20 protein-coding genes and 6 tRNA genes are annotated in these 22,696 nt (G+C 57.5%); 13 read left to right on the plus strand and 13 right to left on the minus strand.

The window, feature by feature from the left end; all coding sequences use genetic code 11:
- Positions 1–3 precede the first annotated feature (3 nt).
- The 3 genes from FE840_RS12595 to tig all read left to right on the plus strand — a co-directional run bounded on the left by FE840_RS12595 (position 4) and on the right by tig (position 2,495).
- Positions 4–579 carry a GDYXXLXY domain-containing protein gene (locus FE840_RS12595; RefSeq protein ID WP_138288932.1) on the plus strand — a complete coding sequence of 192 codons (576 nt, stop codon included), beginning with the start codon at positions 4–6 and terminating at the stop codon, positions 577–579.
- 168 nt (positions 580–747) lie between these two features.
- Positions 748–832: transfer RNA gene (locus FE840_RS12600), tRNA-Leu, on the plus strand.
- 184 nt (positions 833–1,016) lie between these two features.
- A complete protein-coding gene (gene tig / locus FE840_RS12605; protein WP_138288931.1) occupies positions 1,017–2,495 on the plus strand; it encodes a trigger factor in 1,479 nt (492 codons plus the stop codon).
- A 171-nt stretch (positions 2,496–2,666) separates the two neighbouring features.
- Here tig and sthA read toward each other — a convergent pair whose 3' ends face one another.
- From sthA to FE840_RS12635, 6 genes are all read right to left on the minus strand, one after another.
- The gene (sthA, locus tag FE840_RS12610) at positions 2,667–4,091 is read right to left on the minus strand and encodes a Si-specific NAD(P)(+) transhydrogenase (protein WP_138288930.1); all 1,425 of its coding nucleotides are present in this window, start codon (positions 4,089–4,091) and stop codon (positions 2,667–2,669) included.
- 133 nt (positions 4,092–4,224) lie between these two features.
- On the minus strand, positions 4,225–5,166 hold the full coding sequence (locus FE840_RS12615) for an ROK family protein (RefSeq protein ID WP_138288929.1): 942 nt from the start codon (positions 5,164–5,166) through the stop codon (positions 4,225–4,227).
- Between the two features lie 112 nt (positions 5,167–5,278).
- Entirely contained in the window at positions 5,279–6,127 is an 849-nt protein-coding gene (gene radC / locus FE840_RS12620) for a RadC family protein (RefSeq protein ID WP_138288928.1), read from the minus strand.
- Positions 6,128–6,283: 156 nt separating this feature from the next.
- Positions 6,284–7,108 (minus strand): type I methionyl aminopeptidase, encoded by an 825-nt coding sequence (gene map, locus FE840_RS12625; RefSeq protein WP_138288927.1) that lies wholly within the window; start codon positions 7,106–7,108, stop codon positions 6,284–6,286.
- 40 nt (positions 7,109–7,148) lie between these two features.
- On the minus strand, positions 7,149–7,868 hold the full coding sequence (sfsA, locus tag FE840_RS12630) for a DNA/RNA nuclease SfsA (RefSeq protein ID WP_138288926.1): 720 nt from the start codon (positions 7,866–7,868) through the stop codon (positions 7,149–7,151).
- Between the two features lie 39 nt (positions 7,869–7,907).
- Positions 7,908–9,743 (minus strand): PHA/PHB synthase family protein, encoded by a 1,836-nt coding sequence (locus FE840_RS12635; protein ID WP_138288925.1) that lies wholly within the window; start codon positions 9,741–9,743, stop codon positions 7,908–7,910.
- Positions 9,744–9,904: 161 nt separating this feature from the next.
- Here FE840_RS12635 and FE840_RS12640 point away from each other — a divergent pair, with 161 nt between their 5' ends.
- The 4 genes from FE840_RS12640 to recJ all read left to right on the plus strand — a co-directional run bounded on the left by FE840_RS12640 (position 9,905) and on the right by recJ (position 15,535).
- Positions 9,905–10,312, plus strand: coding sequence for an SHOCT domain-containing protein (locus tag FE840_RS12640; protein ID WP_138288924.1), 408 nt, complete (start codon positions 9,905–9,907; stop codon positions 10,310–10,312).
- Positions 10,313–10,539: 227 nt separating this feature from the next.
- On the plus strand, positions 10,540–11,757 hold the full coding sequence (locus tag FE840_RS12645) for an LL-diaminopimelate aminotransferase (protein ID WP_138288923.1): 1,218 nt from the start codon (positions 10,540–10,542) through the stop codon (positions 11,755–11,757).
- A 59-nt stretch (positions 11,758–11,816) separates the two neighbouring features.
- Positions 11,817–13,136, plus strand: a complete 1,320-nt coding sequence (locus FE840_RS12650; RefSeq protein WP_138288922.1) for a homoserine dehydrogenase — start codon at positions 11,817–11,819, stop codon at positions 13,134–13,136.
- 596 nt (positions 13,137–13,732) lie between these two features.
- Positions 13,733–15,535, plus strand: a complete 1,803-nt coding sequence (gene recJ / locus FE840_RS12655) for a single-stranded-DNA-specific exonuclease RecJ (RefSeq protein ID WP_138288921.1) — start codon at positions 13,733–13,735, stop codon at positions 15,533–15,535.
- A gap of 36 nt (positions 15,536–15,571) precedes the next feature.
- Here recJ and FE840_RS12660 read toward each other — a convergent pair.
- The 5 genes from FE840_RS12660 to gloA form a co-directional block, all read right to left on the minus strand.
- Positions 15,572–15,646 (minus strand) — tRNA-Glu (locus FE840_RS12660).
- Between the two features lie 167 nt (positions 15,647–15,813).
- Positions 15,814–15,888 (minus strand) — tRNA-Glu (locus tag FE840_RS12665).
- Positions 15,889–16,055: 167 nt separating this feature from the next.
- A tRNA-Glu gene (locus tag FE840_RS12670) sits at positions 16,056–16,130 on the minus strand.
- Positions 16,131–16,299: 169 nt separating this feature from the next.
- On the minus strand, positions 16,300–17,088 hold the full coding sequence (locus FE840_RS12675) for a hypothetical protein (protein WP_138288771.1): 789 nt from the start codon (positions 17,086–17,088) through the stop codon (positions 16,300–16,302).
- Positions 17,089–17,190: 102 nt separating this feature from the next.
- A complete protein-coding gene (gene gloA, locus FE840_RS12680; protein ID WP_138288770.1) occupies positions 17,191–17,631 on the minus strand; it encodes a lactoylglutathione lyase in 441 nt (146 codons plus the stop codon).
- Between the two features lie 184 nt (positions 17,632–17,815).
- Between gloA and FE840_RS12685 the strand changes: the two genes are divergently transcribed.
- The 6 genes from FE840_RS12685 to FE840_RS12710 all read left to right on the plus strand — a co-directional run bounded on the left by FE840_RS12685 (position 17,816) and on the right by FE840_RS12710 (position 20,569).
- The gene (locus FE840_RS12685) at positions 17,816–18,394 is read left to right on the plus strand and encodes a cold-shock protein (RefSeq protein ID WP_138288769.1); all 579 of its coding nucleotides are present in this window, start codon (positions 17,816–17,818) and stop codon (positions 18,392–18,394) included.
- Between the two features lie 34 nt (positions 18,395–18,428).
- The gene (locus tag FE840_RS12690) at positions 18,429–18,896 is read left to right on the plus strand and encodes a DUF192 domain-containing protein (protein ID WP_138288768.1); all 468 of its coding nucleotides are present in this window, start codon (positions 18,429–18,431) and stop codon (positions 18,894–18,896) included.
- A gap of 84 nt (positions 18,897–18,980) precedes the next feature.
- A tRNA-Pro gene (locus FE840_RS12695) sits at positions 18,981–19,057 on the plus strand.
- Between the two features lie 88 nt (positions 19,058–19,145).
- Positions 19,146–19,451, plus strand: a complete 306-nt coding sequence (locus tag FE840_RS12700) for an ETC complex I subunit (RefSeq protein ID WP_171033780.1) — start codon at positions 19,146–19,148, stop codon at positions 19,449–19,451.
- A gap of 40 nt (positions 19,452–19,491) precedes the next feature.
- A tRNA-Arg gene (locus tag FE840_RS12705) sits at positions 19,492–19,568 on the plus strand.
- A 227-nt stretch (positions 19,569–19,795) separates the two neighbouring features.
- A complete protein-coding gene (locus tag FE840_RS12710; protein WP_246318768.1) occupies positions 19,796–20,569 on the plus strand; it encodes a nuclease in 774 nt (257 codons plus the stop codon).
- Positions 20,570–20,749: 180 nt separating this feature from the next.
- On the opposite strand, the gene FE840_RS12715 is transcribed toward FE840_RS12710, so the two are convergent.
- Positions 20,750–21,523, minus strand: coding sequence for an amino acid ABC transporter ATP-binding protein (locus tag FE840_RS12715; RefSeq protein ID WP_138288766.1), 774 nt, complete (start codon positions 21,521–21,523; stop codon positions 20,750–20,752).
- Positions 21,524–21,540: 17 nt separating this feature from the next.
- Positions 21,541–22,695 (minus strand): amino acid ABC transporter permease, encoded by a 1,155-nt coding sequence (locus tag FE840_RS12720; protein ID WP_425502130.1) that lies wholly within the window; start codon positions 22,693–22,695, stop codon positions 21,541–21,543.
- Between the last annotated feature and the right edge of the window lies 1 nt (position 22,696).

The raw sequence follows: 22,696 nt of genomic DNA on the forward strand, positions 1-22,696 counted from the left end.
CATATGATTCCCAATCGCATCTTTGCCCTCGCCGTTGCCGGCATGGTCATTCTTCAGACTGCCTTGCTCGGCTTTATGATCGAGAGCAGGGCCTCGATCCTTCGATCCGGGACAGAGGTACTGCTGAAAACGCGCCCGATCGATCCCCGTGATCTGTTTCGCGGCGACTATGTGATATTGAACTATGACATATCGGATGTCCCGATTGCCCTGATTGCGGGTGCGCGGCCAGAGGAGGGAAGCAGCCAGCGGCTTCATGTGCGTCTGGTGCCGGGACCGGATGGCTATTGGAACATCTCTGAGGCTTCCTTTGAAACGCTCGCACGCGCGAGCCAGTCTGTCGTGATGACAACCAAGCCGATTACGGTCTATGACTGGCTGTGGCAGGGCAATGGCAATCTGCGCGTGGATTATGGCATCGAGCGCTTCTATGTGCCTGAGGGTGAGGGGCTTGTCCTGGAGGAGGCCCGCAACGAAGGACGGCTTTCTGTGGCAGTCCGAGTGTCAGAGAGCGGTCAGGCCCAGATAAGAGCCCTGTTTCTCGATGAGCAGGAACTTTACGAAGAGCCCCTTTATTGATCTCAGCCGTTTTCCGACGCGCAGATCACCGCCAGTGGCGGCGGCCGGAGGCTTGCGCCATTCCAATCCACAACCTGTCATTTTTCCTTTGCGCGAAGAAAAACGGGTGATATAGAGACGCGCGCTCCGGAGGGGCCATGCGCTAAGGCAGCATGCGGTTCGTTGGACGCGGGTATGGTGAAATTGGTAGACACGCCAGATTTAGGTTCTGGTGCCGCAAGGCGTGGGAGTTCAAGTCTCTCTACCCGCACCAAATGAAACGAGCGGGATCACGTGAGACGGATAACGTGCCGCTCTCGTCGGTCCGGCACCGTTTTACTTGGCAGATTGTTTGAGGATTGCGACGCAGCCACGTCCGGGAAAAAGGGTTTCCGGCGTCGTGCTCAGTGAAACAACCGGCTGTCCGAGCACGGCCGCCACGAGATGAAGGTAAGAACATGCAGGTTATCGAAACGCTCGCTGAAGGGCTGAAGCGCGAAATCAAGGTCGTAATCCCGGCCAAGGACATGGAACAGCAGATGAACGAACGTCTGGCTGAGGCCAAGGACAAGGTTCGTATCAACGGCTTCCGTCCGGGTAAGGTTCCGGTCTCGCATCTGAAGAAGATGTACGGCAAGTCCATCATGGCGGAACTCGTCAACGAGATCATCCGCGAAAAGCCGTCGGCGATCCTGTCGGAGCGCGGCGAAAAGTCGGCTACCCAGCCGGAAATCGCGATGACCGAGGACGAGAAGGAAGCTGAAAAGATCCTGACCGCCCAGGTTGATTTCGAGTTCACGCTTTCCTACGAAGTCATTCCTGCGATCGAACTGAAGCCAGTCGATGGGATCAAGGTGACCCGCGAAGTCGTTGAAGTTTCGGAAGACGAAATCAACGAGCAGATCCTGAAGATCGCCGAAAGCGCCCGCACGTTCGAGACCAAGAAGGGCAAGGCTGCCAACGGCGACCGTGTGACCATGGACTATCTCGGCAAGGTCGATGGCGTTCCCTTCGATGGTGGCAAGGACGAAGATGCCGAGCTGGTTCTCGGCTCCAACCGCTTCATCCCGGGCTTTGAAGAGCAGCTGGTCGGCGTGAAGGCCGGTGACGAAAAGGTCATCACCGTGACCTTCCCGGCCGAATATCCGGCTGCCAACCTTGCTGGCAAGGAAGCAACCTTCGACATCACCGTCAAGGATGTAGCAGCTCCCGCCGCAGTCGAGATCAACGACGAACTCGCCACCAAGCTTGGCCTGGAATCGGTCGACAAGCTGAAGGAAGTTGTCCGCAGCCAGATCGAAAGCCAGTACGGCAATGTCACCCGTCAGAAGGTGAAGCGCCAGATCCTCGACCAGCTCGACGAGATCTACAAGTTCGAAGCGCCGTCGAAGCTGGTTGACGCCGAGTTCGAAAACATCTGGCGCCAGATCAACACTGATCTTGCCCAGTCCGGCAAGACCTTCGAAGACGAAGACACGACCGAAGAAAAGGCGCGTGAAGAGTACCGTGCACTTGCCGAGCGTCGCGTTCGCCTCGGCCTCGTTCTCTCCGAAATCGGCGAGAAGGCTGGCGTCGAAGTGTCTGAAGAGGAAATGCAGCGCGCACTCTTTGCCCAGCTGCAGCAGTTCCCGGGTCAGGAAAAGCAGATCCTCGACTTCTTCCGCAACACGCCTGGCGCATCGGCCTCGCTGCGCGCGCCGATCTTTGAAGAAAAGGTCATCGACAAGCTCCTGGCTGACGTGACTGTCACCGACAAGACCGTTTCGAAGGAAGAGCTTCTGGCCGACGACGAAGCCGAAGGCGAGGACAAGTCCGCCAAGAAAGCTGCTCCGAAGAAAAAGGCCGCTAAGGCTGAAGACGCCGCCGAAGGCGAGGAAGCCGCTCCGAAGAAAAAGGCTGCCGCCAAGAAGAAGGCTGCCGAAGGCGACGCCGAGTAAGATCGGCCTCGGATGAAATTCAGAGAAAGCCGTCCCTCGGGGCGGCTTTTTCACATTTGCAGGACGGAGTTGGTTCAAGAGACTGTAGAAGCTCTCAGGTTGGCCGATGTGAAGTCCGGACGCACCAGTCAGCGCGAGACTATCTTTGGACAGACCCTTTTTGAGGAGCTTTCACTCGGCAGCTCTGGGTTCCACCTTTTCGACCTTCAGCTCACCCATACGGTTCCAGGCATCCAGTCCGGCGATCTTGTAGGCTTCGGCCAGCGTCGGATAGTTGAAGGTGTTTTCGACGAAATATTCGAGCGTTCCCTTCAAGTTCAGGACGGCCTGCCCGATATGGACGAGTTCGGTGGCCCCTTCGCCGACAATGTGAACACCCAGCAATCGCCGTGTCTTGAGGGAGAAGATCATCTTCAGCATGCCGGTATCAAGGCCCATGATATGGCCACGCGAGGTCTCACGGAAATGGGCGATACCGCATTCGTAGGGAATTCCTCGCTGTATGACCTCTTCTTCGGTCAGGCCGCAGGTGGAAATCTCCGGGACGGCATAGATGCCGTAGGGGAAGAATTGCGGAGGGTCCTGAGCGGGTGCCCCCACCGCGTGGCGGGCGGCAATTCGCCCCTGCTCCATGGATGTTGAGGCAAGGCTTGGAAAGCCGACAACGTCGCCCGCCGCGTATATGCTCGGCACGGCGGTCTGGAAGGTCTCCGGATTGACTTTCAGCCTGCCGCGATTGTCCGCCTCGAGCCCGCAGGCGGCGAGGTTGAGCTTGTCGGTCGCCCCGACCCGGCCGGCAGCAAAAAGAACCATTTCGGCCGTCAGGCATCGTCCGTTCTTCAAGATCACCCGAGCCTTGCCATCAAGCTTTTCGACGCTCTCGACCGTCTGCCCGAAAATCAGCTTCATGTTGCGGTCACGCAACTGATAGGTGAAGTCCTCGACAATTTCCTTGTCGATGAAATCGAGCATGCTGTCGCGCGGCTCCACCACCGTCACCTGGGTATCGAGCGCTGAGAAGATGGTGGCATATTCAATGCCAATGACCCCCGCACCAATGACGATCATCGAACGAGGCAGTTCCTTGATCTCGAGGATTTCGTCACTGTCGATAATGCTGGAGTTATCGAAGGGGATATGGGAGGGTCGATACGGCTTGGTTCCGACGGCGAGAAGGGTTGATCGAGACTGGATCCGCAAGACCTCGCCATCGTCTTTCGTCACGTCGATCGTGTTGGCGTCTACGAACGTCGCTGTGCCGCGCATCTGCTGCACACGGTTGCGAGCGAATTGATGCTCAAGCACATCCACTTCGTGGTCGAGTGTGATCAGCAGGCGACGACGCAGATCGTCGGCGCTGATTTCCTGCTTCACCCTGTAGGCGCGACCGTAGAAACCGCGTTCACGCCAACCGGTGAGGTTCAGAGCCGTTTCCCGGAGTGTCTTCGAAGGAATTGTCCCGGTATGGACGGATACGCCGCCAACCCGGCTGCCTTTTTCCACCACCAGAACTTTTTTCTCTAGCTTTGCTGCCTGGATTGCAGCTCTCCGGCCAGCCGGGCCACTGCCAATAACGACAAGATCGAAACTCTGCATGCTGCTAGCCTCTGAATCGCGCAGGCCTATGCTGCGCTGCAATGTAAGCGCTTGTCAAACTAGCAGACCATTCTAACCGTTTCGTTATCGGATTGCCTCGGCTGTCATTCCTCAGCGCGGTTTTCGGCGGCGATCAGTGCGCCTGGTGATTCAGTGCAAACATGATCGCCCCCGCAAGACCCGCCTCATGGCCGAAACGGGACGGCTCGAGACGGCACGGAAAAGGAAGCAGCAGAGCAATTTCGCGCTGTAAACGCTCGAAAAATTCCGGTCGACTGCCAAATCCACCACCGATGACGGTCACACTGGGGTCAATCAACGCGTGGATGGCCGCAAGGCCGATGGCCGAGTTGCGTGCAACCTCATCAAGTGCGGCGAGTGCCAAGGCGTCCCCGCGCGTTGCCTGGTCAAACAGATCGGCGACACTGCCACCACTCGAAAGATAGCGGGCGCGGATGCCAGGTGTACCCACGGCATCTTCCAGCAAGCCATTTGGCGATGAGGGTGCTCTAAGATGAGGCGCATCGCCAATCGGCAGATAGGCTATCTCGCCCGCCCGTCCATGCGCACCGCGCAACAGACGCCCGCCAATAACGGTTCCCATGCCGATACCGGTGCCAAAAGATAGAAACACCAGTGAATCCTTGCCCTTGCCAATGCCCGCATGCGCTTCACCGAAGGCTGCGAGATTAACATCATTTTCCACCAGGACGGGGCAGGGCACGAAGCCTTGCATGAGACGGCTGAGGGGTTTGTCTTCCGGTAGAGCCAGGTTCGGCGACAGACTGGCAAGGCCCGTCTTTGGATCAACCGCGCTCGGTATCCCGATTGCCATGCGAACCACCTCGGACAGCGATGCCCCGACATCTGCGGCAAGTTCGCCGCAAAGCCGCGCCATCTGCTGCAGCACGGGGGCACCGGCACCATGGGCGGTCGGCTCGCTCCTCTGGGCAAGAAGGCGACCATCCGGATCCGCTATCCCGGCCAGTATCTTCGTTCCGCCAAGGTCAATGCCGATCACCGGTCCGATCTTGTTTTTGAGCCGATTTGTTGAATTAATTTCATGGTTTAGCATGGCCGGGCGTCTCCTGATCCCTCTGTGTAGGGGGCAGGCTTCAGATCTGTCAACTCGCAGCAGCGCATGGGAGCGATCACCGGACCGCTGTCTGAGAGTCCGCGCAAATGCTTCAGATCAGCTTGAGGCCCCTGAAGCTGGCATGGCCGTCCTTGCCGATGATGATGTGATCGTGAACCGTAATGCCGAGTGGCTTTGCCGTGTCGATGATGGTGCGGGTCATGTCGATATCGGCGCGCGATGGTGTCGGATCGCCGCTTGGATGATTGTGGACAAGAATCACGGCGGTTGCCGATAATTCAAGTGCACGTTTTACGACTTCGCGAGGGTAGACGGGCGTGTGGTCGACCGTGCCCCGTCCCTGCACCTCGTCCGCAATCAGCACATTGCGCTTGTCCAGGAACAGGATCCTGAATTGCTCCGTGGTTTCGTGGGCCATGCAGGCATGGCAATACTCGATCACCGATGACCAGGATGACAACACCTGCTTTTCGCGCAGTTCCGCCTTCAGCATCCGCTTGGCAATGTTTGCCATCAGTTTAAGGTCTTGCGCGACAGTCTCGCCGACACCCTTGACTTCCTGCAGAAGGGCAGGTGACGCTCCCAGAACCCCTGACAGCGAGCCGAAACGGGCAAGCAGAGCCTTTGCAATGGGCTTCGTGTCCCGCCTTGGAATCAGCCGAAACAGCAGGAGCTCGAGCAATTCGTAGTCTGCCAGAGCCTCATCCCCACCATCGCGAAAGCGTTGTCGCAGCCGCTCCCGATGACCGTGATAATGCTGTTCATCCTGCTTTGTCGGGACAGACTGATTTCCTGATCGGGCAATCGGGGCAGATCGCGCTTGCTGTTCTGCAAAGAAAAGGCTTTCGTCAGCGAGGCCGCCCGCCACGCCATTCGCGTCGCTTTCAAAGTCTTTCTCTGGCAAACGATCGCTCAACTCGGATAGGGGGCGCTTTGCCATCGTCTGAACCTTAAAGCACAACTCGTCCTTGGCGTCGGCAACTGCATCTTGCAGGGGCTACCGTCACGATGTGCCATAGTGACACGCCTTTTGGCGCGCGCAAGGTGTCTCGGTGTCTCCATGTATCAAAAGGTTGTAGGGGCTTGAGCGGCGTGATCAAGCTAGACCGGGGCGGTCAAGCCCGGCTGGCGACAGAGTGAAGATTTCGCAGCCATTCGATGTCACGCCAACGGTATGCTCATACTGTGCCGTGAGGGATCGATCTCGCGTCACGGCTGTCCAGCCATCCGAAAGCACCTTCACATGCGGCTTGCCAAGATTGATCATCGGCTCGATGGTAAAGATCATGCCTTCCCGGATTTCGGGCCCCTCGTTGGCTTTGCCGTAATGCAGGATATTGGGGCTGTCATGGAAGAGGCGACCTACGCCATGACCGCAAAAATCCCGAACCACGGAGCACCGCTCGGACTCAGCAAAGGTCTGGATCGCCTCGCCGATGGCACCCGTCTTCGCTCCGGGCCGAACAGCGGCAATGCCGCGCATGAGGCATTCATGGGTCACTTCCATCAGACGTTCGGCTGCTCGCTTGATCTGACCCACCGGATACATTCGGCTGGAATCACCGTGCCATCCATCAAGCAGGAAAGTGACGTCGATATTGACTATGTCGCCATCCCTCAGCGGTTTGTCATCCGGCATGCCGTGACATACGACATGGTTGATCGATGTGCATACTGAATATTTGTAGCCGCGATAGTTCAGCGTCGCAGGAAGGGCATTGTGGTCCATGCCGAATTCGAAAACAAAACGGTCGATCGCCGCCGTCGTGACGCCCGGCCTGACGATGGGCACGAGCGCATCAAGGCAGCGCGCAGTCAGCTGGCAAGCACGACGCATACCTTCGAAATCCTCCGCAGTGTAGAGGCGGATGGCTCCCGTGTTCTTGAGGGGAGCGGATGCTGCATCGATGTAGGTTACCATTCGACCGCTTTCGGTTCTGCTGCGTTTTCGCTGAGCGCCTTCATAAAGCAGGCAGGCCCGGTTCGTCTATCTTGATGAGCTTATCTGGCACGATTTTGGATGAATCGGCAAAACAACGGACGGCATAAGCCTCCACTCCGCGCGTAACTGCTCGGGCAAAGGCACGCCCATAGGCCGGATCAAGATCTCCACAAATCCGCAGGCGCTCACAATCATTGCGTTGAACGACAAAGAGCATCGCTGCCCGGTGGCCCGCTTCGACCATATCGCCCAGTTCCTCCAGATGTTTGGCGCCTCTCGTTGTCACGCTATCGGGAAACTCCGCGAGCGCCGGACTACGGATGAAATGGACATTCTTGGCCTCCACATAAATGTTCGGTCCGGACGCATTCTGAAGCAGGATGTCTATGCGCGAATTCCGCCCATAACGTTGCTCCCGCCTGAGATCGGCAAAGGCGCCAAACTGTGGGACAAGACCCTTCAGGATTGCCTCTTCTGCAAGCCGGTTTGGCAGGGCGGTGTTGATCCCGACCACGGTCCCGTCTGTCTCGACCAGTTCCAGTGCGTAGCGGTGCTTGCGGCCGCTGCCCTCGTGATCGGAAAGCCAGACGCGCGATCCGGGTGCGGTCAATCCTCGCATCGAACCGGTGTTTGGGCAAAAGCCGGTTATCTCGCTGCCGTCAGAAAGAACTGCGTCAAACAGGAATCGCTTGTAGCGGCGCAAAAGCACCGCAGGTATAAGGGGCGGATCAAATATCACCGATGCACTGACCTCGGCGGAAGAGGAAAACCGGTCTCCTCAGACACGGGCAAGAACATAGCTTCCAGGTGCATCTGAGATCGCATTCAGCGCATCGCCACCTGGTTTGCGGGCCGGTACCCTTTCGCTGTTCAAGTTCTCGATCCACCTTTGCCAGTGCGGCCACCAGGAGCCCGGAGTTTCCTTCGCAGACTCGACCCAGCTTTCATAGTCCCCCTTGGGTGCGCCATTGGTCCAGTATTGGTACTTCTGCTTGTCGGGCGGATTGACGACTCCGGCAATATGGCCAGACCCGCTCAACACATATTCGACGGGTCCACCAAAGCACTGGCTTCCAATGAATACCGATTTGGCCGGCGCAATGTGGTCTTCGCGCGTCGCCAGATTGTAGATCGGTATCTTCACGTCCTTGAGCAAGAGCGTCTTGCCTGCAAGCTGCATCTTGCCCTGGCTCAGCGTGTTGTTGAGGTAACAGTTGCGCAGGTAGAAGGAGTGGTTGGCTGCGGCCATCCGGGTGGAATCGGAGTTCCAGTAAAGCAGGTCGAAGGGCATGGGATCCTGGCCCTTCAGATAGTTGTTGACGAAATAGGGCCAGATCAGCTCTGAGGCACGCAGCATGTTGAAGGCGGATGCCATCTTGGAGCCATCCAGATAACCGGTCTGCTGCATGCGGTCTTCAAGGCCCTGCAACTGGTCTTCGTCAACGAAGACCTTGAGGTCGCCGGCATAGGTGAAATCCACTTGCGTGGTAAAGAGCGTCGAGCTTGCAATGCGGCTGTTCTTTTCTTGCGCATGGAGTGCAAGAGTGGCGGCAAGAAGGGTGCCGCCAACGCAATAGCCAACGCTGTTGACTTCGGTTTCACCGGTCGCCTTTTCGATTGCATCCAGAGCGAAGTCGACGCCCTCGCGAATATAGCTTTCCCAGTCCTTGTGCGCGTGACGTTCATCCGGGTTTACCCACGAGATTACGAACACGGTGTGTCCCTGGTCGACGCACCATTTGATGAAGCTCTTCTGCGGATTGAGATCCAGAATGTAGAACTTGTTGATCCAGGGCGGGCAGATCAAGAGCGGTCGTTTCAATACCGTTTCCGTCGTCGCCTCGTATTGCAACACCTCGCAGACATCGCTTTGCGCGATAACCTTGCCGGGCGTGATCGCCATGTTCTGGCCGACAACGAACTTGCTTGTATCGGTCTGCCGCATCCGCAACTCGCCGCGACCCGCTGCGATGTCTTCCGCCAGCATCTTCATGCCCTTGACGAGGTTGGCGCCGCTGCTTGCCACTGTTTCGCGGTAGAGCTGCGGGTTGGTGGCCACGAAATTGGCGGGAGACAGGGCAGCAGTTATCTGGCGCATGTAAAATGCTGCCTTGTGACGCGTATGGTCGTCTAGCCCCTCGGCATCGGTTACGAGTTTCTCCGCCCATTCGGACAGGACCAGATAGGTTTGTCTCAGAAAGTCGAAGAAAGGATTGCGCTGCCAGTCCTCGTCGGCGAAGCGTTTGTCTTTCGGCAAAGGATCGGCCACTGCCTGATCGGTAGACGAGAACCGCGTCATGGACCGCGACCACACAGCAAATACGGCACTCAGCAAATGCGTCTGTGCCTCAAGCGTCCGCTTCGGATCGGCCATCCAGTATTCGGCGACCTTGGACATCGTCTTCACGAGTTCCGTCATCGGTTCCGATACCGGATCAATGATTTCGCCCCGTTCCCGCGGTGCCAGCCAGGTCGACGCTGCCTTGCCAAGATTCTCAAGGGCCTTCGCGGCATTGACCGCGAGCGCCTGGGGGTCTTTCACGATGTAGGGTTCAATCAACTTCGGATCGAAACCGGGAGCCGAATGGGCCGCATCTTCGCGTTTCTGGTCCACGCTGTCCTCCCCAGGATCGCATTGAAGTCTTTTGTGTTTGCCTATCCTGCATGAAAACGACTAGAAGTTCCAGCGACAGGATGCATAGTCTTTCGTGATAAGATGGCTTTCGCATCCTCAATTTTGAACGGATTTCGAGCGATTGCCGACAAGAAGAGACCATGAACCAGCACAGCGAGAGATCAGTTTTGTCCCTTCCGTCCATCTCTTTCTTGATGCTTGTCGTTGCGTTGGCAGCCAGCGGATGCCAGTCGACCGGGACCTCTGATGGAAACGCGATTGTCTCGGCGCTGGAAGTGAATGTTGACGAACCGGAAACGGTTGTAGACGCGCCTTCGGCCCAAGTGCGTGGTCGAGATGGCTATCCGACCTTTGCGGGGCCGCTGAATGCGGCCAGTGTGCAGATGAGCAATGAAGAGGCGGCAGCCTTGCAGGCTGAATTGACCGCGCTTTCAACAGCGCGTGCCTCCGGCTCGCTGACCGAAGCGCAATACCAGCAACGACTGGCGGCGTTGCGCAAGCTTGCCGAACAACATGGCCAGGAAACGCTCTCGCAGATCGAGAATTAGCGCTTGCCTTTCGCCCTGATTTTCCGCAAAGCAACAGCAGGGAAACAGCAGCCTTTTCTGGCGAATCCGCGACAAAAGCGAAATTGCGCCATGATCGGTCGTTAGCGACCCAGATGGGATATGGTTGCCCCTTCCGGTTTTGCGATTCGTTACGGCCCGGGCGACGACATTGGACAACGAATCCGCCTGCCGCGGCCTGCGTGCCCGAGCGGTTCCAGGGGTTGAAGATGGAAGAGTTTCATAAAGTCCGGCGTTTGCCGCCCTATGTTTTCGAACAGGTCAATCGTTTGAAGGCAAGCGCGCGAGCGGGTGGCGCGGACATCATCGACCTTGGGATGGGCAATCCGGACCTTCCAACGCCGCAGGGCATTGTCGATAAGCTGTGCGAAGTGGTCCAGGATCCGCGGACGCACCGATATTCGTCTTCAAAAGGTATTCCAGGCCTCCGCCGGGCCCAGGCCGCCTATTATGCGCGCCGCTTCAATGTAAAGCTCAATCCGGACACGCAGGTCGTTGCAACGCTGGGTTCGAAGGAAGGCTTTGCCAACATGGCGCAAGCCATAACCGCACCGGGCGATGTTATCCTTTGCCCGAACCCGACCTATCCAATTCACGCCTTTGGATTTCTGATGACCGGGGGCGTCATCCGTTCGATTTCGGTTGAGCCGGACGAGACCTTCTTCCCGCCGCTTGAGCGGGCAGTACGCCACTCGATTCCGAAGCCTCTCGCTCTCATCTTGAACTATCCTTCAAATCCGACGGCGAAGATCGCGTCGCTGGATTTCTACAAGGACGTTATCGCTTTTGCGAAGAAGCATGACATCATCGTACTGTCTGACCTTGCCTATTCCGAGATCTATTTCGACGGTCCGCCGCCGCCGTCCGTGCTTGAAGTTCCGGGCGCCATGGACTGCACCGTGGAGTTCACCTCAATGTCGAAGACCTTCTCCATGCCCGGTTGGCGCATGGGCTTTGCTGTCGGCAACGAGCGTCTCATATCTGCGCTGACGCGGGTCAAGTCCTACCTCGACTACGGCGCATTCACGCCGATCCAGGTCGCCGCGACCCATGCTCTCAACGGCGACGGCTCGGACATTGCCGAAGTACGCAACGTCTATAAGCGCCGCCGCGATGTGATGGTCGATAGTTTCGGCAAGGCTGGTTTCGAAGTTCCGCCGCCGGCTGCCACCATGTTTGCCTGGGCAAAGATCCCGGAAAAGTTCCGCCATCTCGGCTCGCTTGAGTTCTCGAAGCTTCTGGTCGAAAAGGCTGATGTTGCTGTCGCGCCGGGAATAGGCTTTGGCGAAATGGGCGATGAATATGTCCGGCTTGCACTGGTTGAGAACGAACACCGCATCCGTCAGGCTGCCCGCAGCATCAAGAAGTTTCTATCGACCGCTGACGAGACGATGCACAACGTCATATCCCTCAACGCCCACCGTTGATTTGCGGCGGCCCGCTGCTGGCCGCCAACCATCCATTTGATGAAGACCAGGAATAATCCATGGCTGATGCCCTTAAAATCGGCGTGGCGGGACTGGGTACTGTCGGTGCCTCGCTCGTTCGCATCCTCCAGCAGCGTGCCAATGCCCTTGCCGTAGCCTGCGGTCGCTCGATCCAGGTGACGGCGGTGTCGGCACGGTCGCGCGACAAGGATCGCGGCATCAGCATGGACGGGATTGCCTGGTTTGATGATCCTGCGGAAATGGCGCGGGATGCCGATATCGACGTCTTCGTGGAACTGATCGGCGGGGCCGAGGGTTCTGCTGACCTGTCTGTAAGAGCCGCACTCAATCGCGGTCTGCACGTGGTCACCGCCAACAAGGCGCTGCTTGCGCGCTGCGGTGTCGAACTCGCCCAGATGGCTGAGGCCAAGGGCGTGCTTCTGAATTACGAAGCGGCGGTCGCTGGTGGTATTCCTGTTATCAAGACGTTGCGCGAATCCCTGACTGGTAACAACTTCTCCCGAATCTACGGGATCATGAACGGCACCTGCAATTACATCCTCACCCGGATGGAAAAGGAATCGCTGACCTTCGAGGCCTGCCTCCAGGAAGCGCAGCGTCTGGGCTATGCCGAAGCAGATCCGACTTTCGACATCGAAGGTAATGATACGGCACATAAGCTTTCCATCCTCACGACTCTTGCGTTTGGCTCGGAGATTGCCGCCGATTCGATCTACCTTGAAGGCATCAGCAATATCTCGATCGAAGACATTCACGCCGCTCGAGATCTTGGCTATCGGATCAAGCTTCTCGGCGTTGCCCAGCGAACGGAAAGTGGCATTGAACAGCGGGTGCATCCCACCATGGTGCCGCTGGATTCCGTTATTGCGCAGGTCGATGGTGTCACGAATGCGGTCGCGCTGGAGTCGGATATTCTCGGCGAACTTCTGATGGTTGGGCCCGGAGCAGGGGGCAATGCGACGGCCTCCGCCGTACTTGGAGACATTACCGATATCGCCAAGAGCCGTCCTGGCGCGCAGAAGGTTCCGGTTCTGGGGCGTCCGGCCCATCTGCTGGAGCCGTACCGTCAAGCGGCCATGCAGAGCCATGAAGGTGGCTACTTCATCCGTCTGACCGTTCAGGACCGCACAGGCGTGTTTGCCAGCATTGCGTCCAACATGGCGGCGAATGATATCTCTCTGGAATCAATCGTGCAGCATTCAAAGCAGGCGGCACGTCCAGGACAGCACCAGACAATCATCCTGGTGACCCATGCCACCATGGAGAATGCCGTTCGTCGGGCTGTTGCTGCGATCAAGCAGGAAGGCTATCTCGTGGGTGAGCCGCAGGTGATCCGGATAGAGCGCCCGAAAGGCTGACGTCGTCGCGACATTTGTGCCGAAACACAGCCGCAAGGTCTTGTTCGCCTCTCGCCATTGACGATTTATCCCGTTACAGTAAATTCGCATTGGTTCTTGGGAGGGAGCGAATGGGAACGAGCACGGCTTGGCGTTCGATGGGGCGGACAGACGGCGCTTACGGATCAGAGGAGGGGATCAGCCATCCAAGCATGGTCATCGACCAAGGGTCGGTGGAGCCTGTACAGGCCGCAGGCCCGGTGAATAGTGGATGGCTCCCAATCGGTGTTTTCCCTGTAATTATGGCAGTTCCTTTCGGGGTGGTTGCCTGGCTCCTTGCTTGACGCGCCACCATCTCAAGCTTTCTCCATGACAATGAAGCGTCTGGCCTTGGCGGTGACGATCGTGCTTTGATAAGGGCATTGGTTCTACTGAACTCACGAAGAGCCCTACGTAAAGCCCGATTCTGATACCGTTTTTCAGCTCAATACTGTAGAAGGCGTGAACCTTTGGTGGTGGGTAAGCCGGTGCGTAAATGCCAGGGTCTTTGCGGGGTTTGTCGCCGACCGGTCCGATCACTCGGTGAGTACCAACCTCAGAGCAGTGCAGGAGTTGTCATGTCGGAAGCCGTCGATCCCGTGCCCCGCGCCTTCCTGGGCGTAGAAGCCTCGGTGAGCGGCCAACGATGGATGTCACGAACGGATCAGGCAGCTCAGAATCGTGCTTTGGCCATGACGCAGGTGCACGGTATTCCCGAACTGGTCGCACGCGTGCTGGCTGGTCGAGGCGTTGGCGTCGATGAAGCTCCGCAGTTTCTCGATCCGACAATACGGACACTCATGCCGGATCCAGCGACGCTGACAGATTGTGAGGCGGCTGCCGCCAGGCTGGCCTCGGCCATCATTCGTGCGGAGAAGGTCGCAATCTTCGGCGACTATGACGTTGACGGCGCGGCTTCATCGGCATTGGTGGCGCGATTTTTCCGTCACTTCGGTCTGGACGTTGAGATCTATATCCCGGACAGGATTTTCGAGGGTTACGGCCCCAACGCCGCAGCGATTGATCAATTGATCGATCGAGGCGCAAACCTGATTGTCACCGTCGACTGCGGTTCGACGAGCATTGACGCTTTGCGGGCCGCCGCATCGCGCGCCATTGACGTGGTCGTCATCGACCACCATCAGATGGGTCACGAAATGCCATCCTGCCACGCCCTGGTGAACCCGAATCGTGAGGATGATCTTTCGGGGCAGGGGCACCTTTGCGCGGCCGGTGTGGTTTTTCTTGTGCTGGTCGCCACGCTCCGCCATTTGCGCGATCAGGGCCACCCGCAGGCCCGTTCGCTGGACCTGCTGGCCTGGCTTGATCTTGTCGCTCTGGCGACCGTCTGTGATGTTGTCCCGCTTAAAGGCCTCAATCGCGCTTATGTCGTAAAGGGTTTGATTGCCGCGCGACATCAGAACAATGCCGGTCTGGCCGCTCTCTTGAAGGTTGCCGGAATCGGTGGACCGGTCACGCCCTACCATTTCGGCTTCTTGGTTGGGCCGCGCATCAATGCGGGTGGGCGAATCGGAGATGCGGCCCTCGGGAGCCGGCTTTTGACCATGGATGATGCGGAGCAGGCCAATGAAATCGCCGCTCGCCTTGATGAGCTCAATCGTGAGCGTCAGGCGATGGAAGCGCAGATGCTGGCTCAGGCGGAAGCGGAAGCCATGGCGGAGTACGGGACCGGCGAAAATGCTTCGGTGATTCTAACGGCTCAGGAAAACTGGCATCCCGGTATCGTTGGGCTGCTGGCGGCAAGACTGAAGGAGCGGTTCAAACGGCCAGCTTTTGCAATCGCACTTGATTCCTCCGGAAAGGGAACCGGCTCCGGGCGCTCCATCAACGGGTTTGATCTGGGGCGGATGGTGCGCGCGGCCGTCGACAAGGGATTGCTGGTGAAAGGCGGTGGCCATGCCATGGCGGCCGGTCTGACAGTCGAACGGTCAAAACTTGGGCAGCTCAGAGCCTTTTTCGAGGATGCCTCGAGAAACCAGATCGCCGGTCTGGTCGCCAACCAGACGCTGAAGATCGACGGAGCCTTGGGCGCATCCGGTGCCACGATCGGTTTGATCGATCAGCTTGAGCATGCAGGTCCATACGGTTCGGGCCATCCTCAACCGATTTTCGCCGTACCCGCACACCGTTTGCGCGATGTGCGGCCGGTGGGAACAACACACATCAAGATCACGCTCGAAGCTGCAGATGGCACAAGACTGGAGGGAATTGCGTTTCGAGCGGCTGAAACCGAACTTGGACATTTTCTGATGAACAGTCGCGGCAATCAGATCCATGTTGCGGGGACGCTCGGCGCAGATCATTGGCAGGGAAATCGCCGCATACAGCTACGCGTCATCGATGCCGCCAAGGCATCGTGAAAGGCCGGCCAGAAAGCAGAATTTGTGAGGGTGAAGTGGCACGCCCTAGGGGAGTCGAACCCCTCTTCCCAGAATGAAAATCTGGTGTCCTAACCGATAGACGAAGGGCGCGTGCGCTTCGGTGGCGCCCTTATGACCGGAACTTAGGGGTAATGCAAGAGGTCTCGTCACCTATGTCGACATTTTTTCCACAGGCATCCGGCATCACTTATCGCAAGCGCAAACAACAACTTGGCTGCGCTGTCATGTGCGTTTTCAACCGTGATCGAGGAGTGAAGTGGCACGCCCTAGGGGAGTCGAACCCCTCTTCCCAGAATGAAAATCTGGTGTCCTAACCGATAGACGAAGGGCGCGTGCGCTTCGTGACGCTCTTATGACGATGCGCGATGACGATGGCAAGAGGATCGTGCGGAAATCGAACCGATTTTATCCAGGCTTGTGGATAAGAACACCATGCCGCGACCGCCCAGCCCAACTTAGGGGAAGCAGATCAATACATCGCTTTCAGACTGAGGTGAAGTGGCACGCCCTAGGGGAGTCGAACCCCTCTTCCCAGAATGAAAATCTGGTGTCCTAACCGATAGACGAAGGGCGCGTGCGCTTCGTGGCGCCCTTATAGTCAGGAGATTTTTTTCCTGCAAGATCAAAATGTGAAAACGGTGCAAAAAAGAGTTTTGCTCCCGGATTTGTTGGCGTTTGACGATGAATGTCACATCAGAACAAGGGCTTGGCCGCATTCGTCGGCGAGCGGCATGAGCCAGGATTCACCGTTGCGGGTTGCCCTTTCCGCCACGCAGGATGTTCGGCAGGCTTGGCAGCCACCTTCGCTTCGGTGCGGCAGCTGTTTCGGTAACCCGCGCGAGTTCAGTTGCCGGAAGTGGCTCGGCCGGATCGACAACAGGGAGAGGCGACGCACTCGGCGTCTCGCTCAGTCTCTGCGGCTTCGCCCTTGCATCCCGCTCATAGAGCGGCAATTCACCGGTATTACCGGCGCTTGCCACCGCTTGGCGAGGCGCTGGTTCAACGGTCTCGGTAAGGCCTGCCGGCTGGATATGCGGAGGTGCGCTGAACAGGCTTTTCTGCGCGGCTTGAATACGGCGGCTTGGCATATCTGCCGGAACAATGCTGGCACCATTCGTTCCGGTTTCGACGGAAACTGCGGCCGGTGCGGCAGCAATAGAGAAGATGCTGTTTGTCTGAGCATTGACCGCAGTCGGCTGCATGGTCAGTTCTCTGAGATTCGCGGGTCCGCTGCCACCATCTTGCGATACCTCGGCAGTCAGATTGGGGTCTTGCTGCGCAAATGCCGTCACGGCAGACGATTCTCCCGCAATCTCTGCTGTATCCGCTTGGGATGCAGAAACGACCATGGGATCGACATAGCCCGTGCTGTCTTTGCCTGTGACGGTGGTCGAAGGAGCAGCGGTTGCCACCTGATTGATATTGAATGCTTCATCAATCTTCGTCTGGCATGCCGACAACGCCAAGCACGCAACAGTGACACCGACTGCTGAGGTCGATATTGAGAATGTTCTGCCGGATTGATGGGCCATGGCCGTCTCCGTGAAATCAATTGCCCGCCTGTTCCGGCGATGTAGGAGGCGAGGCCCCCAATCTTGATTTCACGATAGCACGACAAACTTGCGCGAAGCGGTTTACCAGCTGCCAGTATTGGGCATGGACAGCCAGGGCTCGGCCGGTGCCAGACTCTCGCCCTTCTGGAGGATTTCAATCGAAATACCGTCAGGAGAACGGACAAATGCCATATGGCCATCGCGCGGTGGACGATTGATCGTGACGCCATTGTCCATCAACTTTTGGCAGATGGCATAGATATCATCGACCTCGTAGGCGAGGTGACCGAAATTGCGGCCTCCGGTGTAATCCTCTGGGTCCCAGTTATAGGTGAGTTCAAGGCAGGGTGACATGGCCTGTTTCGCGTGATCGAGATCCCCTTGGGCGGCGAGGAAGACCAAGGTGAAACGCCCTTTTTCGTTTTCATAGCGGCGGATCTCGGTGAGCCCGAACAGATCGCAGTAGAAATGAAGTGAAGCATCCAGATCTTTGACGCGGACCATGGTGTGCAGATAGCGCATGAGTTTCTCCTCTTGTTCATTGGGATATGGAACAGTCGAAAGCCTCGAGCAAGCCTGAGGCTTCAAAAGCTTCTGGGTAAACATGAAACTAGGACTTGCGCATCAGCGTTGGCAAAATGTTAATCTTGTCGTCAAGAATCAGTTAACTCTACCAATGTGACGCGTTTTCGAGGGGCTTGGGGAAATGGCGGACAGTTTTTCATCGAAAGGGCTCGCTGGTTTCGAAGAGTTATCTGGTGAGCCCGTCGATCTGATTGAGATCACCGGCGTCATCAAATGGTTCGATGTTGCCAAGGGTTTCGGTTTTATCGTTCCTGACAACGGGATGCAGGACGTGTTGCTGCATGTGACCTGCCTTCGACGCGATGGCTATCAGACGATTCTGGAAGGAACGCGTATAGTCGCTCTGATCCAGAAAAGAGATCGTGGCTATCAGGCGTTCCGCATCCTCTCGATGGATCAGTCGACCGCCGTTCACCCGTCTCAGATGCCGCCAGTGCGGACCCATGTGCAAGTTGTTCCAACCAGCGGCCTCGAGCGCGTTTTGGTGAAATGGTTCAACCGCACCAAGGGCTTCGGCTTCCTGACCAGGGGCGAGGGTACGGAAGACATCTTCGTTCACATGGAAACCCTGAGACGTTTTGGTCTCACGGAGCTTCGACCCGGCCAAAGCGTATTGGTTCGATTCGGGCCGGGTGAAAAAGGGCTGATGGCAGCGGAGATACATCCGGACACGCCAGGCCCTGCCATACGGGCGCATTGATCACATGACGCTTGTAAATTTCAAGAGTACCTCGATGAAAAGCGCCGTAGTGGCGCTTTTTGCGTTTTTCCTGATGACGGGTCACGCGTTGGCTGACGTGACCTTCGCGAAGGGGCCGATCCGAATCATCACACCTGCAGGTGCGGTTCATGACTTTGTCGTCGAATGGGCGATAACCATCGAGCAGCGGGCGAGGGGGCTCATGTTTCGTGACCCGCTACCAGATGATGCGGGCATGATCTTTGATTTCGGCGAGAGCCGAGTGGCCACCATGTGGATGAAGGACACGCCGTCCTCTCTCGACATGCTGTTCATCGATGAGGCTGGTGTTGTCCAGAAGATCGCAGAACGCACGGTCCCCTTGTCGGAAAGCGTCATCGGGTCTGGCGGGCCAGTACGTTATGTCCTTGAGATCAGAGGCGGACGTTCGCAGGAGCTTGGAATTGTAGCTGGCTCCCGCCTGGAGATGCCGCTCGCCATACCGCCCGTTCCGACCCCGTAGGCGGATTGGAACCAAGCTGCTGAAAACTGCTTTTTTACTGTTGCGGTGCGAGGGTGAACCGTGTATCTCGGCACCATTGCAGGACGGAGTGTAGCGCAGTCTGGTAGCGCATCTGGTTTGGGACCAGAGGGTCGGGAGTTCGAATCTCTCCACTCCGACCATGCAATTCGGCGGAACCTTCTCGGTTCGGCTGGCCGGTTCGGAGCGGCTGAACGGTCTGCCGCTTTAATCTTGGAGATGGAAGCGCAAATGTCTGCAAAGATCTACCGCCCCGCAAAGACGGCCATGCAGTCGGGCAAGGCGAAGACTCATTTGTGGATCCTTGAATTTGATCAGTCCACTCCCCGCAAGATTGACCCCATGATGGGCTATACCAGTTCGGCGGATACGCGCCAGCAGGTCAAGTTAAGTTTCGAAACGCTGGAACAGGCCGAAGCCTATGCCAAGCGCGAGGGAATTGAGTACCGTGTCATCATGCCGAAAGAAGCAAAGCGGCAGGTGGTTTCCTACACCGATAACTTCCGCTACAGCCGTTTGCAGCCCTGGACGCATTGATCCAATGAAAGTGAAAGAGGCGGCGTAACGCCTCCACGACGGTCCCTTAGCTCAGCTGGATAGAGCAAGTGCCTTCTAAGCACTAGGTCGTAGGTTCGAGCCCTACAGGGATCGCCAGTCTTCAAGTAATGATACCTCCCGTATCTCTGGTGGCGAAGGAAGCAACTGTATATCCGGAGCTTCCAATTTCGGTTTTTGCAATGTCAGTGGGCAGTTAACTGCCTCACGCCCCACCGATCGCCGGCGCCATCTCCAGAACGATCTTCTGAAAACCCAATCCTTTCCAAGTTGCCAACCTTTCGGAAACTCTTCGTCCCGATAATAGACGCAACAGAGGAATGATGATGGCCCGCAACAACGCCCGCCGTGCTCCGGCGCGACGCCGAAAGACACAACGCCGGACGCGTGGAAACGGGCGGTCGGGTGCTGCCGGATTGACGCCTTGGTTGCTGGTACTTTTGGTGGTGGTCGGCGGCATTGCGCTTTATGACAATCGCGTCTCGGCCTGGCGAACCGTTTCACCCTATCTCTCGTCCGGCGGCAGCAGCCCCCAGGTGGCCAGCGCGCCACCGAAGGAGAAGCGTGATACCGCCGTTGCAACCAAGCCCGAAACAGCACCGCCAAGGCTTGGGCCAATTCCGCCTGAGAGGGTTCCCGAAACTGCCGGTGCGCCTCTGCCGGTGGTGAAACCGACAGTCGACGTGATCGGGCAGCAATCCGTGGCCGCATCCACTGCTGACAGGGCCACCATCGGTGAGGGATTGTCGGGTCGTTTCTACTTCTGCGGCACTTCTGGCCTCGACAACTGTGTCGCCGAAGGTGACACCTTCTGGTATCGCAGCACCCGGATCACACTGGCAGATGTGATCACTCCGCGAACCGAAGGAGCGGACTGCCAACAGGAACGTGACCTTGGTTTCAAGGCGAAGGTGCGCCTGAAGGACTTGCTGAATGAGGGGCGCTTCAATCTTCAAGAGCTCCGTGACCAGGCCGATGCAGCGCAGTCGACCGCAGTGCACCGGGTGGTAACCCGTGATGGTCGCTCACTCGGTTCAATTCTTGTCTCCGAGGGTTTGGCCAAGCCGCGTGCCAGCCGCCAGCAAGGCTGGTGCTCCTGACACCATCTTGTTCATCATGCCTGGGTGGGGCTGTGTCCCTCGACACTGGATATGAGACGCACGCCCATCATGTGGCCTGGTGTTGTCAGACGAAGTTCGCTCAATGCAGAAGGTCACATAAGCAGAAAGCCCGCCAGGTTGTGAACCGAGCGGGCTTTGTTGCTAGCCGATAGCTGGCAATTAGTGCAGGATCTGGCTCAAGAACAACCGTGTGCGTTCATGCTGCGGATTGTCGAAGAACTCTGCCGGCGAGTTCTGCTCGACGATCTGGCCCTGGTCCATGAATATGACGCGGTTTGCTACCTGACGGGCAAAGCCCATTTCGTGGGTAACGCAGAGCATGGTCATGCCTTCTTCCGCAAGGCTCACCATGGTGTCGAGAACTTCCTTGACCATTTCCGGATCGAGCGCCGATGTCGGCTCGTCAAAAAGCATGATCTTCGGTTTCATGCAAAGCGCGCGGGCGATGGCAACGCGCTGCTGCTGACCACCCGATAGCTGACCAGGATACTTGTGCGCCTGTTCCGGGATCTTCACCCGCTCAAGGAAATGCATCGCAATTTCCTCGGCCTGTTTCTTTGGCATTTTTCGCACCCAGATCGGGGCCAGGGTGCAGTTCTCCAGGATCGTCAAATGCGGGAAGAGGTTGAAGTGCTGGAAAACCATCCCGACTTCACGGCGGACTTCGTCGATCTTCTTGAGGTCGTTCGTCAGTTCGATCCCATCGACGACGATGGTCCCTGCCTGATGCTCCTCCAGTCGATTGATGCAACGAATCATCGTCGATTTGCCTGAGCCGGAAGGCCCGGCGATAACGATACGCTCACCTCTCATAACCTTGAGGTTGATATCCCGCAATACGTGGAAGTCACCATACCACTTGTTCATGTTTGTCAGTTCGACAGCGACCTCGGAATCCGAGACGGTCATCTGAGCCGTATTGGCATCTGCCATTGTTGTTCCCCTTAGTTCTATCGCTTGTGGCCGGTGTCGAGATGCCGCTCCATGAAGGCGGAGTAGCGTGACATGCCGAAGCAGAAGATCCAGAAAATAAAGCCCGCAAAGATCAGTCCCGTGAGCGGTGTCACGGGCGTTGCCCATGTCGCATCGGTGAAATTCAGTCGCACGATACCGAGCAGATCGAACATGCCGATGATTGAGACAAGGGATGTGTCCTTGAAGAGGCCGATAAATGTGTTGACGATACCGGGAATGACCAGCTTGATCGCCTGCGGCAATATGATGAGGCGCGTCTTTTGCCAGAAGCTGAGGCCGAGCGAATCGGCGCCTTCATATTGTCCCTTTGGAATTGCCTGCAGGCCGCCGCGCACAACTTCAGCCATGTAGGCCGATGCGAAGAGAGCGACACCGATCAGGGCGCGCAGGAAGTTGTCGATTGTCCAGCCTGTGGGCATGAACAGTGGCAACATCACATTGGCCATGAACAGAACCGTGATCAGCGGAACACCGCGCACCACTTCGATGAAGATGATGCAGATGGTCTTGATTACCGGCATGTCCGAACGCCGCCCGAGCGCGAGCAGAATACCAAGAGGCAAGGACACCGCGATCCCGACGAAAGACAGGATCAGCGTGACCATCAATCCACCCCACAGCGGGGTTTCCACCTCAACCAGGCCGAAAGCACCCCCATGCAGAAGGAAGAATGCGACGACCGGGAAAACGATGAAAAGCAGCAGGGCATTCAGTCCCTTGCGTGGCGCCTTGGGCATCAGCATCGGCACCAGAAGCGCAACGAACATCGCACCCACCAGGATCACCCGCCAGCGTTCATCGACCGGGTAGCGACCGAAGATGAACTGTGACAAGCGACTCTCCACGAAGGCCCAGCACGCTCCGGACCAACCATCGGGTTGGCTGCCGCCCTGAGCGATCGTGGCGCAGACCGCGCGGTCAGCCCCCACCCAGGCGGCATCCAGGAAGAGCCAGTTAATGGTGCCAGGCAGAACCATGATAAGCACGGCAACGCCGATCAGTGTCAGTATGACATCCTTGGGCGTGGCCAGCAGATTCTCCTTGATCCAGGAAAGGGCCGTTCCCGAACTCGTCGGCGCCGGTTGAGCCGCCAGCATCTCCTGGCGGACATAAGAAAACTCACGCGCCATG

This window comes from Peteryoungia desertarenae (assembly GCF_005860795.2).
GTDB classification, from domain to species: Bacteria; Pseudomonadota; Alphaproteobacteria; order Rhizobiales; family Rhizobiaceae; genus Allorhizobium; species Allorhizobium desertarenae.